Source organism: Plantibacter sp. 2H11-2 (assembly GCF_050031945.1).
GTDB classification, from domain to species: Bacteria; Actinomycetota; Actinomycetes; order Actinomycetales; family Microbacteriaceae; genus Plantibacter; species Plantibacter auratus.
In genome coordinates, this window is record NZ_JBNBBL010000001.1 from 425533 (window position 1) to 441331 (window position 15799).

Here is a 15799-nt window from a genome sequence, read left to right on the forward strand (position 1 = left end):
GACCGATCCGACAGGGCCTCCGAACGAGAACGACCGCCCTGTCAGGCGGTCGAGTCGTCGTGTGTGCACGTGCGCGGTCCGCCTAGGAGGCGGGCCACCAGCTCGTTGCACACGTCGTTCGCATGGAGCCGAGCATACACGGGCCGACCCGGGCTCCGCTGGCCGCGGCTCCTCCCCCGAAGCTCAGGACGTTCCCGACCTCGCTCCCGTAGACTGAGCGGGCCGCGGGAGTGGTGGAATTGGCAGACACGCAGGATTTAGGTTCCTGTGCTTTCGAGCGTGAGGGTTCAAGTCCCTTCTCCCGCACGCGACATCGTCGTACGCCGTTCCATCCCTCCCCCTACAGCAGGAGCTCCGCATGGTCCACACCGCCCTCATCCCCTGGCTCGACCCGGAGGGCATCATCACGGCCGTCGGTCCCTGGGCCCTCGTCGTGGTCTGCGCGATCGTCTTCGCCGAGACCGGCCTCCTCGTCGGATTCCTGCTCCCCGGCGACACCCTGCTCGTCATCACCGGCCTCCTCGCGTTCGGCTCCGCCCGCGTCATCGAGATCGACATCTGGTGGGTCTGCCTCGCGATCGGGTTCGCCGCGTTCCTCGGTGGCGAGGTCGGATACCTCATCGGGCACAAACTCGGGCCGAAGGTGTTCGAACGCAAGGAGTCCGGCCTCTTCAGCATCAAGAACGTCGAACGGACGAACGCCTTCTTCGAGCGCTTCGGCGCCCTCGCGGTCATCCTGGCGCGCTTCGTGCCGATCGTCCGGACCTTCGCCCCGGTCGCGGCAGGCATCGGCCACATGAACTATAAGAAGTACTCGCTCTACAACCTCATCGGCGCGCTCATCTGGGGCGCCGGGCTCACCTTCTTCGGCTACCTGCTCGGGTACATCCCCCCGGTCGCCACCTTCGTGCAGAACTACATCGACGTCATCCTCATCGGAGCCGTCGTCCTCACCCTCATCCCGACCACCTGGCACTACATCCAGTCCAGCCGGAAGGCGAAGGCGCTGCAGGGCACCATCACCGAGGAGGAGCGTCGGGCCGCGGCTTCGAAGCTCGCCGACCAGGACGTCTTCAAGCGCGACCGCGGGAACGACACGGTCTGATCACCGTCGGCGCCGCTCGCACGAGCGGTCGTGACAGCCGGGCCCGCCCCGCACGTCAGCGGTGGTGCGATTCCTCGTGCGAGGCGTGTTCCTCGGGTTCTAGCTGGAACGTCGAGTGCTCGACGTCGAAGTGGTCGTGGAGGCACGAACCGAGACGGTCGAGCAGCTCCCCCGTGCCACCATCGGCGAACACCTCCTGCTCGACGACGACGTGTGCTGAGAAGACCGGCTGTCCGGACGTGATCTGCCAGACGTGGACGTCGTGGACGGCGACGACACCGTCGGTGCCGAGCAGGTGGTCCCTGATCTCCTGCACGTCCGTGTCGGACGGTGCGGACTCGCTGAGGACGTGGACGACGTCGCGGAGCAACGACCACGCCCGCGGCACGATCATCGCGGCGATCGCGAGCGACGCGATGGCATCGGCCTGAGCGAAACCCGTCACCATGATGACCACCGCGGCGATGATCACGGCGATCGAACCGAGGAGGTCGCCGAGGACCTCGAGGTACGCACCGCGCATGTTGATCGACGTGTCACGGCCGCCGCGCAGCACCTGCAGGGCGGCGAGGTTCGCTACGAGACCGATGACGGCGACGATCAACATCGGAAGGCTCTTGACCTCCGCGTCCGCCGGCTCGACGAGGCGGGACACCCCCTCGATGAGGACCGACACCGCGACGGCGATCAGGATGAGCGCGTTGATGAGCGCGCCGAACACCTCCGCGCGCTGATACCCGAAGGTCTGGCGGTCGGTGGCCGGTCGGGCGGCGACGATCGTGGCGACGAGCGCGATGATCAGCCCGGTGAGGTCGGACAGCATGTGCCCGGCGTCGGCGAGGAGGGACAGCGAACCGCTCACCCAGGCGCCGACGAGTTCGACCACGAGGACGGTCGCGATGATGGCGATCGCCACCGCGAGTCTCCTGCGGTTGGCGGTACCGGCGTGTGCGTGATCGTGACCCATGATGCATCAACCGTAGGAGCTTCCCAGCGCCCGCGGAAGGGTTCATGCCGAGATAGGAATGGTCCTGAGTATCATGCTCAGCTGGCGGTCGACGCGGCCCCTTCGGGCACGAGTCGCTGCAGCACCGGGACGAGTGCTCGGAAGGCGAGCGCGCGGTGGCTCAGCTCGTTCTTCTCCGTCGGTGACAGCTCCGCCGCCGTCCGTTGCTCACCGTCCGGGATGAACGCCGGGTCGTACCCGAAGCCGTTGGTCCCGCTCGGCTCCGTCGCGAGGGCTCCGCGCCAGGTGCCGACGGCGACGTGCTCGAACGGCTCCGTCCCATGGATCCCCGGTGGCACCACGAGGGCGAGGTGGCAGGCGAACCAGGCGGCACGGTGCTCCGCGTGCACGTCCTGCAACTGGTCGAGGAGCAGGGCGAGGTTCGCGGTCGAGTCGTGCTGCGAGCCGGCCCAGCGCGCCGAGAAGATACCCGGCGATCCACCCAGGATCTCGACGCCGATGCCGGAGTCGTCGGCGAGCGCGATGGAGCCGGTGTGGGCGGCGGCGACCCGCGCCTTGATCAACGCGTTCTCGCTGAAGGTCGTGCCGTCCTCGACGGGCTCCGGGCCGTCGTAGGCGAGGACCGTGATCCCGGGGACGTCGCGGCTGACGAGCCGCTGGAACTCCTCGACCTTGTGCTGGTTGTGCGTCGCGAGGACGATCTCGACGCTCATCAGCGTCCGAGGGCCTCGAACTGGATGGCCTTGAGTGACGCCGCGCCCCCGACGGCGAGGTCGAGCAGGGAGTCGAGCTCGCGACGGTCGAACGGGGCGCCCTCGGCCGTCCCCTGCACTTCGACGAACGATCCGCCGCCGGTGACGACGACGTTCATGTCGGTCTCGGCGCGCACATCCTCGACGTAGGCGAGGTCGAGCATGGGTACACCGTCGATGATCCCGACCGAGACGGCCGAGACGCTGTCGGTGAGGGGCGATGCCTTCTGCGAGATGAACTTCTTGCCGCGCGCCCACTCGATCGCGTCGGCGAGGGCGACGTAGGCGCCGGTGATCGCTGCCGTGCGGGTGCCACCGTCCGCCTGCAGGACGTCGCAGTCGATGACGATCGTGTTCTCGCCGAGGGCCTTGGTGTCGATCACGGCGCGGAGGCTCCGACCGATGAGTCGCGAGATCTCGTGGGTACGACCGCCGATCTTGCCCTTCACCGCTTCACGGTCCATCCGCTCGTTGGTGGAACGGGGCAGCATCGCGTACTCCGCGGTGACCCAGCCGCGACCCTTGCCGTTCAGCCAGCGCGGCACGCCGTTGGTGAACGAGGCCGTGCAGAGCACCTTCGTCCGGCCGAAGCTGATGAGTGCCGAACCCTCGGCCTGCTCGCTCCAGCCGCGCTCGATCGTGATGGGACGCAGCTGGTCGTTGGTGCGGCCGTCGGCGCGCGCGATGTCACTCATGGATGTGCTCCTCGAACTGGTGGGATGGAAGGTCGATGACGCCGGTCTGGACGAGCGAGACGGTGGAGATCTCCCGGCCCATCAGACGGTTGGCGAGGGCGATGAAGTCGTCGGCACTGCTCCCGGTCGCCTCGTACCGGTGGGTGGCAGGTTCGCTGCTGTCGCGCAGCAGGTCACGGGTGACGAGCACGCGGTAGACGTCGTTCGCGGTCTCGGTGTCGCTCGAGACGAGCGACACCTGCGGACCCATCACGTAGCTGATCGCGCCCTTGAGGAAGGGGTAGTGGGTGCATCCGAGGACGACGGTGTCGACGCCGGCGTGCCGGAGCGGGGCCAGGTACTCCTCCGCGGCCTCGAGGAGGTCGGGGCCGGTCGTGACGCCGGCCTCCACGAACTCCACGAAGCGAGGGCAGGCCTGGCCGAACACCGTCAGCTCGGGATTGACCTCGAAGAGGTCCTGATACGCCCGCGAGTTGATCGTGCCCTCGGTCCCGATGACGCCGATGCGTCCGTTCCTCGTGCTCCGGACCGCGGTCCGCACAGCGGGCTGGATCACCTCGACCACGGGGACCGAGTAGCGTTCGCGTGCATCGCGGAGCATCGCCGCCGATGCGGTGTTGCAGGCGATCACCAGCATCTTCACGCCCTGGTCGACGAGCGAGTCGAGGACCTCGAGCGAGTAGCGCCGCACGTCGGCGATGGGCTTCGGGCCGTAGGGCGAGTGGGCCGTGTCGCCGATGTAGATCACGGACTCGGCGGGGAGCTGGTCACTGACCGCTCTCGCCACCGTGAGTCCGCCGACGCCGGAGTCGAAGATGCCGATGGGTGCGTCGTTCACGATGACCCAGCCTACCGCCCCTGCCGATGGACGTCGCGGACCGACCGATCACCACGTTCCGAGCACGCTCGCGGCTAGGCTGAACGGGTGCACGAGTCCTCAGCTCTCCTCACCGACCGATACGAACTCACGATGCTGGACGCCGCCCTCCACCGCGGCACCGCGGATCGGGAGTGCCTGTTCGAGCTGTTCGCCAGACGCCTCTCCGGCGGCCGCCGCTACGGCGTCGTGGCCGGCACGGGCCGGTTCCTCGAACTGCTCAAGCACTTCCGCTTCGGTGAATCGGAACTCGAGTGGCTGCGCGACGAGGGCGTCGTCAGCACGACGGCGCTCGACTGGCTCGCCGACTACCGCTTCTCGGGATCGATCTGGGGCTACCGCGAGGGCGAGGTCTTCTTCCCCGGTTCGCCGATCCTGGTCGTGGAGGGCACGTTCGCCGAAGCAGTCATCCTCGAGACCCTGGCGCTCAGCGTGTTCAACTACGACAGCGCCGTCGCCACGGCCGCCTCGCGCATGACCTCAGCGGCGGGCAGCCGCCCCCTGGCCGAGATGGGCTCCCGTCGGACGGGCGAGCGGTCGGCCATCGCCGCAGCCCGGGCAGCGTACATCGCCGGCTTCAGCGCCACCTCGAACCTCGAGGCCGGACGCAGCTGGGGCATCCCGACGATGGGGACGGCCGCGCACTCCTTCACGCTCCTGCACGACTCCGAAGAGGACGCCTTCCGAGCCCAGATCGACACGATGGGCGCCGGGACCACGCTGCTCGTCGACACCTACGACATCGAGGAGGCCGTGCGACTCGGCGTACGCCTCGCCGGCCCGGAACTGGGAGCCGTACGCATCGACTCCGGTGATCTGCCGATCGTCGTCGACCAGGTCCGCCGCCTCCTCGACGAGCTCGGCGCCACGTCGACCCGCATCACGGTCACCAACGACCTCGACGAGCACGCCGTCGCGGCCCTGGCCGCGTCCCCGGTCGACTCCTACGGCGTCGGCACTTCCGTGGTCACCGGCTCCGGCTCCCCCGCCATGGGCATGGTCTACAAGCTCGTGGCGCACCGCGACGACCAGGGCGACTGGATCAGCGTCGCGAAGAAGTCGGCCGAGAAGGCGACCGTCGGCGGCCGCAAGACCGCTGCCCGCGCCTACGACCGGCACGGGGTCGCCCGCGAGGAGCGCATCTACCTCGGCGACGGTCCTGCGGGCGAACACGAGGGTGCGGCCGACGCCGCCTCGGAACGCCCCCTGATGGTCCAGCTCGTCGAAGGCGGACTCGTGGACGAGCAGTACCTCGGCGCCGCGGGGACGCGTCAGGCGAGGGAACACCGGGCACAGGCGGTGGCGGAACTGCCACCCCGGGCCGTCAGCCTCACCCGCGGCGACCCGGTGCTTCCGACCGTCTACCTCGAAGGCTGACCGTGGCGACGCGTTTCAGCGTCGGCCGCGGTGCGCTCCAGCGTCAGTCGCGGAGGAGCTTCTCGTAGATCTCCTTACAGGCCGGGCAGATCGGGAATTTCTCGGGGTCGCGACCCGGCGTCCACTTCTTGCCGCAGAGCGCCTTCACCGGCTTGCCGCTCAACGCCGATTCGAGGATCTTCTCCTTCTTGACGTAATGCGAGAACCGCTCGTGATCGCCGGGCTCGATGTTCTCGCTCTCGATCAGCTCCTCGAGCTCACGATCCATGATCGCCGTGCTCCCACCGTCGGGCGTGCCACCGGGATCGATCGTGCTCATCTGCTGCTTCGTGCTGTCATGCTGCGCCATGGCTCCATGGTACCGCCGGACGGCACCCGGGTCTCCTGCGGGCCGATCCGGTCGCGGGCGGCCGGTCAGTGCGAGCTGGCGAAGCCGACGATCTCGGGGCTGCGACGGTCGAAGACGCGACCGCCGGCGAAGATCCCGATCGCGAGCACCAGGATGCCCGTACCCGCACCGACCGCGAGTGCCCCGAAGTTCCAGTTCGGCTCACCGGTGAGCCCGAGCACGGCCAACCAGCCGGCGGGAATCGTGAGCAGGACCGTACCGAGCAGGCTCAGGAACTGCGCGGACATGCCGCTGCTGCCCGGGACCTGCGGCTGCTGGAACGGGCTGTCGCCGGGAAGTGACGTCGGGTACGGGAACCGCGCGGACACGAAGCTCGCGATACCGGCACCGCTGAACAACAGGCACGTGCTCACCCCGATCATCGACGGCAGGGCGTCCCAGTCGCCGTAGAACAGGATGCTCAGCGTCGAGCCGACCGCGATGAGCGGGATGCCGATGAGGAGCACCGGGAAGAGCCGGCCGATCCGATCCGATCGTCCGCGGACCCCCGAGGCGACGTGCAGCCAGACCGCGGTCGAATCGAAGGCGAGGTCGTTGTGCAGGAGCCAGCCGAGGAACCAGCACACGACCGGGAGTGGGACGAGTGCGAGGACGTTCATCGGGATGCCGGCGACGAGCATGGGCACGAAGAAGATGAAAGGCGCGATCGGGATGATCACGAGGGAGACGAGGTACCGTGGGTCGCGCAGCCAGTAGGTCATGCTGCGGGCGGCGATGGCTCCGGACGGGGAACCGGGGAGCAGGTCGAACCAGCCCAGACCGGTGCTGTCGCGGCCCGTCCCCAGGCGTTCCGGCGCCACGAGCAGTCGGGCGACGAACGCCTGCCAGGCGAACCAGAGCAGGGCGATGGTCGCCGCGGTGAGCAGCAGCTTGACGATCGCCGGCGCGATGCCACCGAGTGCGGCATCACCGGGGAACGACCAGACGGCGCCGAGCGGGGTCCAACTGAGGATGTCGGCGACCCGGCCGAGGACGGCGAATCCGTCGCGCTGCCAGTCCACGGTGGTGAGGGCGATGATCGCCGGGGCCACGGCGATGATGAGCACCAGCCCGAGGACACCCATGACCTCCTTGGCGCGACGCGTCGAGAGGAGGCTCGCGGAGATCGAGGTGGCGATCCGGGCCAGGAGCGCGCAGAGCAGCACACCGAGGACGGCGGAGACCACGGCGAGGACGGCGGGCAACGGCGACCGCGACCAGGTGACCACCGACGAGGCCGCGAGGACGGCGAGGACGAGCGACGGCACCGACACGAGCGCCGCCACGAGCAAGCCGGCCGACAGGGTGCGGTTGGGCAGCCCGAAGAGGGAGAACGCCCGAGGATCCAGCTGATCGTCCACACCGAAGACGAGCGGAAGGATGATGAACCCCAGGACGACGGCCGATCCGGCCAGCACGAGCAGGTTGCGGGTGACCTCTGGATCGCCACCGCGCAGCGCGACGAGACCGGTGCTCGCGAGCACGACGATCCACACGCCGACCGCGATCGCGAGGACGAGCCCGACCAGTCGCCAGGGGCTGCGGCGGAACGCGTTGAGCGTCAGCTGCAGTTTCAGTCGGAGAAGCTGTGCAACCATTCCATTCCCTCTGCCGACTTGCGGCCCCCGGCGAGCTCGACGAACCGCTCCTCGAGCGTGCCCGTTCCGCGCACCTCGTCGACGGACCCGGCGGCCAGCACCTTGCCCTGCACGATGATGGCCACGTGATCGCACACGCGCTGAATGAAGTCCATGCCGTGGCTCGAGAGCACGACGGTTCCGCCGTTGGCGACGTACCGCTGGAGGATCTCGATGACGTTCGCCGCGGAGACCGGGTCGACCGATTCGAACGGCTCGTCGAGGATGAGGAGCCGCGGCGAATGGATGAGTGCGGCTGCCAGCGCGATCTTCTTCGTCATGCCCGCCGAGTAGTCGGAGACGAGACGACCGAGCGCGTCGTCCAGACCGAAGGCACGGGCCAGATCGGCGGTCCGCGACTTGACGGTCGCGGGGTCGAGCCCCCGCAGGACGCCGGAGTAGTACAGGAGCTGGCTGCCGGTCAGGCGGTCGAAGAGCCGAAGCCGGTCGGGCAGCACACCGATCGCCCGCTTGGCCTCGGCGGGATCCTGCCAGACGTCGACGCCCTGGACGGTGATGGACCCTGCGTCGGGACGGAGGAGACCCGTGACCATGGACAGCGTGGTGGTCTTGCCGGCCCCGTTGGGCCCGACGATGCCGTAGAAGGAGCCGCGGCGGACCTCGAGGTCGACGCCGTCGACCGCGACCGTGTCGCCGAACTGCTTGACGAGTCCCGAGATCGACAGGACGACGGGATGTGCGTCGTCGTCGGCAGCCTCGGTGCGCTGCGCCGTCGTCGCTGCGGGCGACGAGGTGGCGGCGGACGGCGGGGTCGCCGCGGGACGACCGACAGGACGCTTGGGGGCTGCCGCCGGAGCGACGACCTCCTCCTGCGGAGGCGCCACCGACACGGACTCCGACGGTGCCGGCGTCGTCTGCGGAGCCGTGTCGTCCGCAGCCTGCTCGGCGGTGGATGAAGCGCTCACCGGGGTCGTGGTCTGCGTGTGGTCGGGCCGAGGCTCGTCGACGATGATCCGGTCGGCGACCTCGGGGGACGGCTGCTCGGACGGCGCCGACGTCGTCGCCCGGTCGACCGACCCCGGTGCGCTGACCTCGTCGAGGACGCCGGCGACCGCGGCTGCCGTCTGTTCGGTCTGCTTCGCGGCGCTGGTGCGCGCCGGTGTGCGCTTGGCCGGCATCCGGGCCGTCGTGGACTTCGTCGTCGAGGTCCGGGCGGTGGTCGTCTTGGCGCCTGCGGCCTTGGTCGCCGGCTTCGCGGCTGCGGGGCGCGCCGTCGTCGACCTGGGCGCCTTCGGGGCGGTGGTCGTCTCGGCCGACTCAGTGCCCTCCGCACCACCGGCTGCAGCAGCCGACTTCGCGGGCGTGCGCTTCGCGGCGGTGGTGCGCGCCGTCGTCGACTTGGTGCCCGTGGTCTTCGCCGTCGAGGTCCGAGCGGTCGTCGAGCGTGCCGTGGTCGCCTTCGGTGCTGGTGTGGTCGCGTCCCCGGACTCGCCCGAGGTCTCGCTCGCCGACGTGGTGCGGGTGCGGGGCGTGCTCGGCCGCTTCGCCGGGGCCTTCGCCGTTCCGGAAGCCCGAGGCGTGGTCGAGCGGGGTGCGCGCTTCGGTGCCGTCGGCGTCGCAGCGCCCTGATCGTCGGAAGGGGTCGTCGGCGCAGGTGCACCAGCGGCGTCGGCGGGGTTCGGCGTGCCCGGACTCGTCGACGTGCCGTCGGCAGGCGCGGGCTGCTGAGCGGGATCTGGCGGAGTCGTGGAAGTCACCAAGCAAACCTACCAACAGCGGCGGCCGCAGCGGACAGCGGAGTCTCAGGATGAACGGTTGACACATCTCCCCCAAGCTGTGTAAACGCCGGGTGGTCGATCACAAAACGACAACGGACCCTGGGAACCCCTGACAGACGGAGTTCACCGCGGCTAGCCTGTATTTTGGCATAACGGAGTGTCTTTCAATGCACGTCTTGGTTAATCCTCGGTGAATCGTCCACAGCATCGTGGCACCGCGTGATTCCATACCCACACTGAGGAGAACAACGTGACCACCCAGGTAGTGATCCTTGCCGCAGGGATGGGCAGCCGTCTCGGCCGCTCGCTCCCCAAGCCCCTGACCGAGCTCAGCGACGGCCGCACCATCATGCAGCAGCAGTTCGACAACATCCACCACGCGTTCGGAGCGAGCGCCAAGGTGACGATCGTCGTCGGCTACAAGCTCGAGCACATCATCGAGGCCTTCCCCGACGCCTCCTTCGTCTACAACGAGCAGTACGACCAGACCAACACCTCGAAGAGCCTCATGCGCGCCCTCGCGGCGTCTCAGGCCGGCGGCGTGCTCTGGATGAACGGCGACGTCGTCTTCGACCCGGCCGTCCTCGACCGCGCTGCCGCGATGATCGCCAAGGACCGTTCGTTCGTGACCGTCAACACCTCCAAGGTGTCCGACGAAGAGGTCAAGTACACGACGAGCGCCGAGGGATACATCAAGGAGCTCTCGAAGACCGTCGTCGGCGGGCTGGGCGAGGCCGTGGGCATCAACTACATCTCGTCGCAGGACAAGACGATGCTGCACCGCTACCTGACCAAGGTCGGCGACCAGGACTACTTCGAGCGCGGCATCGAGCTCGCCATCGAGCGCGAAGGCATGCTCGTCGAGCCGGTCGACATCTCCGACCTCTACGCGGTCGAGGTCGACTTCGCCGAGGACCTCGAGCGCGCGAACCTCTTCGTCTGAGGGCCCCGTCCACATCGCACACGAACGCCGTCCCGACGCTGAGCGTCGCGGGCGGCGTTCCTGCGTCGCCTCGATAAGGTTGGTCCCGTGAGTTCTTCTGCTGAAACGCGGCCAAGGATGTCGCGTTCGGCGAGGTATCGCCACGCGCTCTGGATCCTGACCGTCCGAGACCTGCGTGTGCGCTACTCGACGAGCGCGCTCGGCTACGTGTGGTCCATCCTCGACCCCCTCGTCATGAGCGGGATCTACTGGTTCGTCTTCACGCAGGTGTTCCGGCGCGACGTCGGCGAGGAACCGTACATCGTGTTCCTCCTCGCCGCCCTGCTGCCATGGATGTGGTTCACCGGATCGGTGTCCGACAGCACGCGCGCCTTCCTGCGCGAGGCGAAGCTCGTGCGTTCGACGACGATCCCCCGGACCATCTGGGTGAACCGGATCGTGCTGTCGAAGGGCATCGAGTTCCTAGCGGCGCTCCCGGTCCTCGCAGCCTTCGCGATCTTCAGCGGCGCGCAGGTGAACCTCGACATCGTGCTGTTCCCGCTCGCCATCGTCATCCAAGCCGTCCTGACCATCGGGCTCTGCCTGATCGTCGCTCCGCTCGTTGTGTTCTTCCGCGATCTCGAGCGAGCCGTCAAGCTCATCCTGCGGTTCATGTTCTACGCGACGCCGATCATCTACAGCACGACGGCGCTGCCCGACAAGATCGAGCCCTTCGCGGCGTTCAACCCGCTCAGCGGCATCTTCGCGCTGTACCGTTCCGCGTTCTTCCCACAGGAACTCAACTGGCACCTCGTGGGCGTGTCCGCCGCCATGTCGGCGGTCATCCTCGCGGTCGGTCTCCTCGTCTTCAAGCGCTGCGAGCGCTCCGTGCTGAAGGAGATCTGATGCCCACAGGTAACGCAACCGCCGGTCGACCGGCGATCTCGGTCGCCGACGCAGGCATCCGGTTCCGGCGCAACCGTGGCGGTCGGCGGAGCTTCAAGGACCTCTTCGCCGGTCGCGACCGTCGCTCGAAGCCGGGCGAGTTCTGGCCCCTGCGCCACGTCTCCTTCGATGTCGCCCCCGGCGAGGCGATCGGCGTCGTCGGCCGGAACGGTCAAGGCAAGTCGACGCTGCTCAAGCTCGTCGCCGGTGTCGTCCTGCCCGACGAGGGCACCGTCGGTGTGCGCGAAGGCGTCGCGCCGCTCATCGAGATCACCGGTGGCTTCGTCAACGACCTGACGGTCCGCGACAACGTGCACCTGACGGCCGGCCTCCACGGCATGTCGCGCCGCGAGATCGACGGGCGTTTCGACGACATCATCGCGTTCGCCGAGATCGCCGACTTCATCGACACCCCGTACAAGCACCTCTCGAGCGGGATGAAGGTCCGCATCGCCTTCGCGGTGATCGCGCAGCTCGAAGAGCCGATCATCCTCGTCGACGAGGTCCTCGCCGTCGGCGACCGGGCGTTCCGCGAGAAGTGCTATCGGCGTATCGAGGAACTCCTCGAGGGCGGGCGGACCCTGTTCTTCGTCTCGCACAACGAGAAGGACCTCAGGCGGTTCTGCACGAGGGGGCTCTACCTCGACAAGGGGGCGCTCGTACTCGACGCCCCGATCGACGACGTGCTCGACCGCTACAACGCCGACTACAACAGCTGAAGCCCGCCAGCAAGCGTCAGTCGACCCGCAGCGGGTCGACGTAGACTGGCCGCCCCGCCCACGAGGAGGTCGTCATGACCGGACCGCAGCAGGGACCCGTTCCGGGTCCCGCCCAGTTCCCCACCGCCGCAGCACAGCAGCCCATGCTGCCCGAGCCGGGATGGGTGCGGGCGCTCGATCGACTGCTCTGGGTCCAGCGACCGGTGGTCGTGGCGCACATCCGGTCGATCCGGCGGATGTACCCGAACGCGACGGCCGACCAGCTCATCCGCGTCCTGGAGCGCCGGTACCTCACGACGGTGACGACGACGGGAGCCGCCGTCGGCGCGACCGCTGTGGTCCCGGCGATCGGGACGGCGACGACCCTTGCGCTCTCCGGTGTCGAGACGGCGGGGTTCCTCGAGGCGACCGCCCTGTTCGCCCAGTCGGTCACCGAGGTCCACGGCATCGCCCTGGCGGATCCGATGCGATCCCGCGCGCTCGTCATGACCATGATGCTCGGCAAGGCCGGAACCGATCTCCTGCGCAACTTCGGATCCCAGGCGGCCGGCAAGGGAGTCCCGCGGCAGGCGTTCTGGGGCCAGACGATCACCCAGGGTCTGCCGTCGATGATCGTGGGTCCCGTCGCCGACCAGCTGCGGGTGCGCTTCGTGAAGCACTTCGCGGCGAGCGGCAGCGCCGGTGTCATCGGCAAGGCGCTCCCCTTCGGCGTCGGAGCGGCCGTCGGCGGTATCGGCAACCACATGCTCGGCCGACAGGTCGTCCGTGCCGCGCGCCAGGCGTTCGGACCGGCGCCGTTCGTCGTCCCACTCGACCTCGAGCCGCGGATGCGGGCCGTCTCCGGCCGGTCGGGCCTCGGGAAGATCCGCGACCAGGTGTTCCGACGCCGGAAGCACCTGGCCATCGAGTCAGGCGGCGATGCGGCCGTCGGCGACGGGTCCGAGCAGCGCCCCTGACCACCCGAGGCGAGCTCCGGATCACTCCCGACCGGGCCGCCCGGGATGCGGCATCCCTCCAGGTCCATCGCGTACCGTCGGAGGGTGAGACTTCCTTTCCTGCGCCGCCCCCAGAAGCCGTTCCCGGAAGGTCGCCACTTCGCGGTGACCTGGGGCCTGTCGGACGACTTCGGCGGCATGACCGAGGCGATGCTCCAGCGCTCCCGCGCGTTCATCAGACTGGCCGACACCCCGGTCGACGTCCTCACCTTCGACCACCGACCGGACTACCCCGAGTTGGCGTCACGGCTGCGCACGCGCGGAGACCTGATCGACGGACTCCGGGTCGTCAACCTCTGGGACTGGCTGCGTGACAACCCTCTGCCGGGTGGGTCCCTCGACCTGGCGCGCCACGGGTTCACCCCGCTCCCCCTGGACGACGTCGGCACGGAACGACGCCGCGGTGACGCCGTCCTCAGCCGCGAGCGACACGACGACGCGGGTCAGATCCTGCAGGTGGACGTCTACCGACCGGACGGCACCCTGCTCCTGTCCGACCGCCGCGACACGCGTGAACAGGGTGTGAAGGGCGGCCGCTCGGTCGTCCTCTGCGACGAGCTGGGTCGTCCCGTCCGCTCCTGGGGACGCATCTGGTCCCTGTACCGCGCCTGGTTCGACGCGCTCACCGCGGGCGGGCCGGCCTGGATGATCGTCGACAGCAAGACCATCGCCCCGTTCGTCCTGAGCTACCGGAAGCGCAATGTCGTCACCGCGCACGTCGTGCACGCCTCGCACCTCCAGGGCACGGAACGGCCACACGGTCGGCTGCGGGAGTCGCGGCGAGCGGTGTTCGAGGCGCTCGACGACTTCGACCTCGTCGCGCTCCTCAGTGATCGGCAGCTCGCGGACGTGACGACCATGCTCGGCGAGCACGCCTCGCTCAGTGTCATCCCGAACTCGCGCGAACTCGTCGCCCCGGAGGTCGCACGCGCTCCTCGGCCTCGCAGCCGCGGGATGTTCCTCGGCTCGCTCACGGCCCGGAAGCGGCCGGCGCACGCGATCCGCGCCGTCCTCGCCGCCACGTCCACGGACGGGCCTCCCCCGACGCTCGACGTGTACGGCGGCGGTGAGCTGCTCGACGAACTGCAGTCACTCCTCATCGCCGAAGACCCGGAGCACCGTGTCGTCCTCCACGGCTACGACCGCTCCGCCAGGCAGCAGCTCGGCTCGGGTTCGTTCCTCGTCATGACCTCGACCTCGGAGGGCTTCCCGCTCGTGCTCATCGAGGCGATGGCAGCCGGATGTCTTCCCATCGTGGTCGACGTGCCCTACGGGCCGGCCGACATCGTCCGCGACGGTTGGAACGGGTTCCTCGTGCCGTCCGCGGAACCGGCCGTCGTGTCGGCCGCCATCGAGCGCCTGCTCGCCCTTCCTGAAACCGAGGTCGACGCGATGCGTCGCAACGCGAGAACGACCGCGGAGCAGTACGACGACGAAGCCGTCACCCGTCGGTGGGCTCAGGAGTTGCACGCGGCCGCTCGTCGGAAGAAGCGGAACGCGCTCGTCCCTCGCGTCGGCTGAGCATCCGGGAGCGCACCGCCGCGACCCCCGTCTGCACCCCTCGGCCGACGCGGCGCGCCAGGCCGTGGGACGGACGCTCGACGAGCTGGAAGAACCCGGCGGCGATCAGCAGGCTGAGTGGCACGCCCACGATGCCGACCAGCCACCAGCGCTCGTCGCCGAACAGGAAGGCGAGCGTGGCCAGGATCGGGGCGTGCACGAGGTACAGGCTGAACGACACCTTGCCGAGCCAGAGGACGGGCGGGGTCTCGAGGAGCCGCCGGGCGAACGGGCTTCCGATGGCGACGACGATGAGGCCGGCCGCGCCCACGCCCGACAGGCCCCAGAGCGCCTGGCCCAGGGTCGAGGAGGACTCGACGTACGGTCGGGAGAGCCAGCTCGCGACGAGCAGGAGCGCGGAGCCGGCCGTCAGCATCGCCCACTGCAGGGGGCGGGACCGATCCGCCGCCCAGGCGCGGAGGTCGTCGAGTCTGACGGCGATCAGCGTGCCGATGAAGAAGGCCGGCAGGTACACGGCGGCGTCCATCCCGGCGACCCGCCCGAGCACCATGACCACGGCCATCAGTGCGGCGATCGGCCACGCCCAGCGACGCAGCAGCCGAGCGAGCAGGACGGCGACCGGGAGGAGGAGGGTGAAGATCAGCTCCCAGCGCAGCGACCACAGGGTGTTCACCAGGTCGTAGCTCACCGGCGTCAGGGTCGCCTCCGTCAGGAGGTGCAGGGGGTCGACGCTCGTCGCGTTCGCATTCGCGATCCACTCACCGGTGGTCACCGAGGCGGGATCCCTCGGGATGAGCAGGATGAGTGCGGCGGCGAACAGCAGCGATCCCCACACGGGGAGGTAGAGCCGCACGAACCGCGCGGCGAAGAACCCCGGCCAGCTCGCGCCGCCTCGCAACAGCGGGAGCGCGACGACGAGACCACTCAGGACGAAGAACACCTGCACCGCCTCGGTGCCGGCGAAGAGCAGCTTCAATGGTGTCTCGGTCGCGATGTCCCAGGCGGGCTCCGAGATCCGGCCCGTCGCGAAGGGTCGTGCGAGCAACGACACGTGGTAGAGCACCACGACGACGCTGGCGACACCGCGGACTCCGTCGAGGGAGGCCAGTCGCCCGGAGGACGGATTCACCTGCCCGACCCTACGCGGTTCTCCTGGGCGC

16 protein-coding genes and 1 tRNA gene are annotated in these 15799 nt (G+C 69.0%); 9 read left to right on the forward strand and 8 right to left on the reverse strand.

Annotated features, from left to right (window positions below; translation table 11 throughout):
- Positions 1-224: 224 nt before the first annotated feature.
- A tRNA-Leu gene (locus ACQG07_RS01975) sits at positions 225-306 on the forward strand.
- 52 nt (positions 307-358) lie between these two features.
- Positions 359-1105: a DedA family protein gene (locus ACQG07_RS01980; protein ID WP_085510558.1), complete on the forward strand. Its 747-nt coding sequence runs from the start codon at positions 359-361 to the stop codon at positions 1103-1105.
- A 55-nt stretch (positions 1106-1160) separates the two neighbouring features.
- Here ACQG07_RS01980 and ACQG07_RS01985 read toward each other — a convergent pair whose 3' ends face one another.
- The 4 genes from ACQG07_RS01985 to murI form a co-directional block, all read right to left on the reverse strand.
- Positions 1161-2072: a cation diffusion facilitator family transporter gene (locus ACQG07_RS01985; protein WP_086473624.1), complete on the reverse strand. Its 912-nt coding sequence runs from the start codon at positions 2070-2072 to the stop codon at positions 1161-1163.
- A 77-nt stretch (positions 2073-2149) separates the two neighbouring features.
- Complete coding sequence (gene rdgB, locus ACQG07_RS01990) at positions 2150-2785, reverse strand: RdgB/HAM1 family non-canonical purine NTP pyrophosphatase (RefSeq protein ID WP_274499685.1); 636 nt, start codon at positions 2783-2785, stop codon at positions 2150-2152.
- Positions 2785-3519 carry a ribonuclease PH gene (gene rph / locus ACQG07_RS01995; RefSeq protein WP_064296204.1) on the reverse strand — a complete coding sequence of 245 codons (735 nt, stop codon included), beginning with the start codon at positions 3517-3519 and terminating at the stop codon, positions 2785-2787. Before rph ends, rdgB begins: the two co-directional genes overlap by 1 nt.
- Positions 3512-4357, reverse strand: coding sequence for a glutamate racemase (gene murI / locus ACQG07_RS02000; protein ID WP_071260977.1), 846 nt, complete (start codon positions 4355-4357; stop codon positions 3512-3514). The genes rph and murI overlap by 8 nt, the downstream gene beginning before the upstream one ends.
- Positions 4358-4444: 87 nt before the next feature.
- Here murI and ACQG07_RS02005 point away from each other — a divergent pair, with 87 nt between their 5' ends.
- The gene (locus ACQG07_RS02005; protein ID WP_274499684.1) at positions 4445-5773 is read left to right on the forward strand and encodes a nicotinate phosphoribosyltransferase; all 1329 of its coding nucleotides are present in this window, start codon (positions 4445-4447) and stop codon (positions 5771-5773) included.
- Positions 5774-5816: 43 nt separating this feature from the next.
- On the opposite strand, the gene ACQG07_RS02010 is transcribed toward ACQG07_RS02005, so the two are convergent.
- The 3 genes from ACQG07_RS02010 to ACQG07_RS02020 all read right to left on the reverse strand — a co-directional run bounded on the left by ACQG07_RS02010 (position 5817) and on the right by ACQG07_RS02020 (position 8937).
- Positions 5817-6092, reverse strand: a complete 276-nt coding sequence (locus ACQG07_RS02010; RefSeq protein ID WP_064296346.1) for a DUF3039 domain-containing protein — start codon at positions 6090-6092, stop codon at positions 5817-5819.
- A 95-nt stretch (positions 6093-6187) separates the two neighbouring features.
- Entirely contained in the window at positions 6188-7759 is a 1572-nt protein-coding gene (locus tag ACQG07_RS02015; protein ID WP_192005207.1) for a hypothetical protein, read from the reverse strand.
- On the reverse strand, positions 7735-8937 hold the full coding sequence (locus ACQG07_RS02020; RefSeq protein ID WP_426737008.1) for an ATP-binding cassette domain-containing protein: 1203 nt from the start codon (positions 8935-8937) through the stop codon (positions 7735-7737). Before ACQG07_RS02020 ends, ACQG07_RS02015 begins: the two co-directional genes overlap by 25 nt.
- On the opposite strand from ACQG07_RS02020, the gene ACQG07_RS02025 reads away from it, so the two are divergent.
- The 6 genes from ACQG07_RS02025 (at position 8927) to ACQG07_RS02050 (ending at position 14639) form a co-directional block, all read left to right on the forward strand.
- Positions 8927-9388, forward strand: a complete 462-nt coding sequence (locus tag ACQG07_RS02025; RefSeq protein ID WP_426737009.1) for a hypothetical protein — start codon at positions 8927-8929, stop codon at positions 9386-9388. The genes ACQG07_RS02020 and ACQG07_RS02025 overlap by 11 nt on opposite strands.
- Positions 9389-9787: 399 nt before the next feature.
- Positions 9788-10480, forward strand: coding sequence for an NTP transferase domain-containing protein (locus ACQG07_RS02030; RefSeq protein WP_064296200.1), 693 nt, complete (start codon positions 9788-9790; stop codon positions 10478-10480).
- Positions 10481-10597: 117 nt separating this feature from the next.
- Positions 10598-11365, forward strand: a complete 768-nt coding sequence (locus tag ACQG07_RS02035) for an ABC transporter permease (protein ID WP_079705574.1) — start codon at positions 10598-10600, stop codon at positions 11363-11365.
- Positions 11365-12123: an ABC transporter ATP-binding protein gene (locus tag ACQG07_RS02040; RefSeq protein ID WP_426737010.1), complete on the forward strand. Its 759-nt coding sequence runs from the start codon at positions 11365-11367 to the stop codon at positions 12121-12123. Before ACQG07_RS02035 ends, ACQG07_RS02040 begins: the two co-directional genes overlap by 1 nt.
- Before the next feature lie 74 nt (positions 12124-12197).
- Positions 12198-13079, forward strand: coding sequence for a hypothetical protein (locus ACQG07_RS02045; protein WP_124769034.1), 882 nt, complete (start codon positions 12198-12200; stop codon positions 13077-13079).
- An 84-nt stretch (positions 13080-13163) separates the two neighbouring features.
- Positions 13164-14639, forward strand: a complete 1476-nt coding sequence (locus tag ACQG07_RS02050) for a glycosyltransferase (protein ID WP_411558151.1) — start codon at positions 13164-13166, stop codon at positions 14637-14639.
- Here ACQG07_RS02050 and ACQG07_RS02055 read toward each other — a convergent pair.
- Positions 14560-15768: an acyltransferase family protein gene (locus ACQG07_RS02055; RefSeq protein ID WP_426737011.1), complete on the reverse strand. Its 1209-nt coding sequence runs from the start codon at positions 15766-15768 to the stop codon at positions 14560-14562. The two genes, ACQG07_RS02050 and ACQG07_RS02055, sit on opposite strands and share 80 nt — an antisense overlap.
- Positions 15769-15799: the final 31 nt, after the last annotated feature.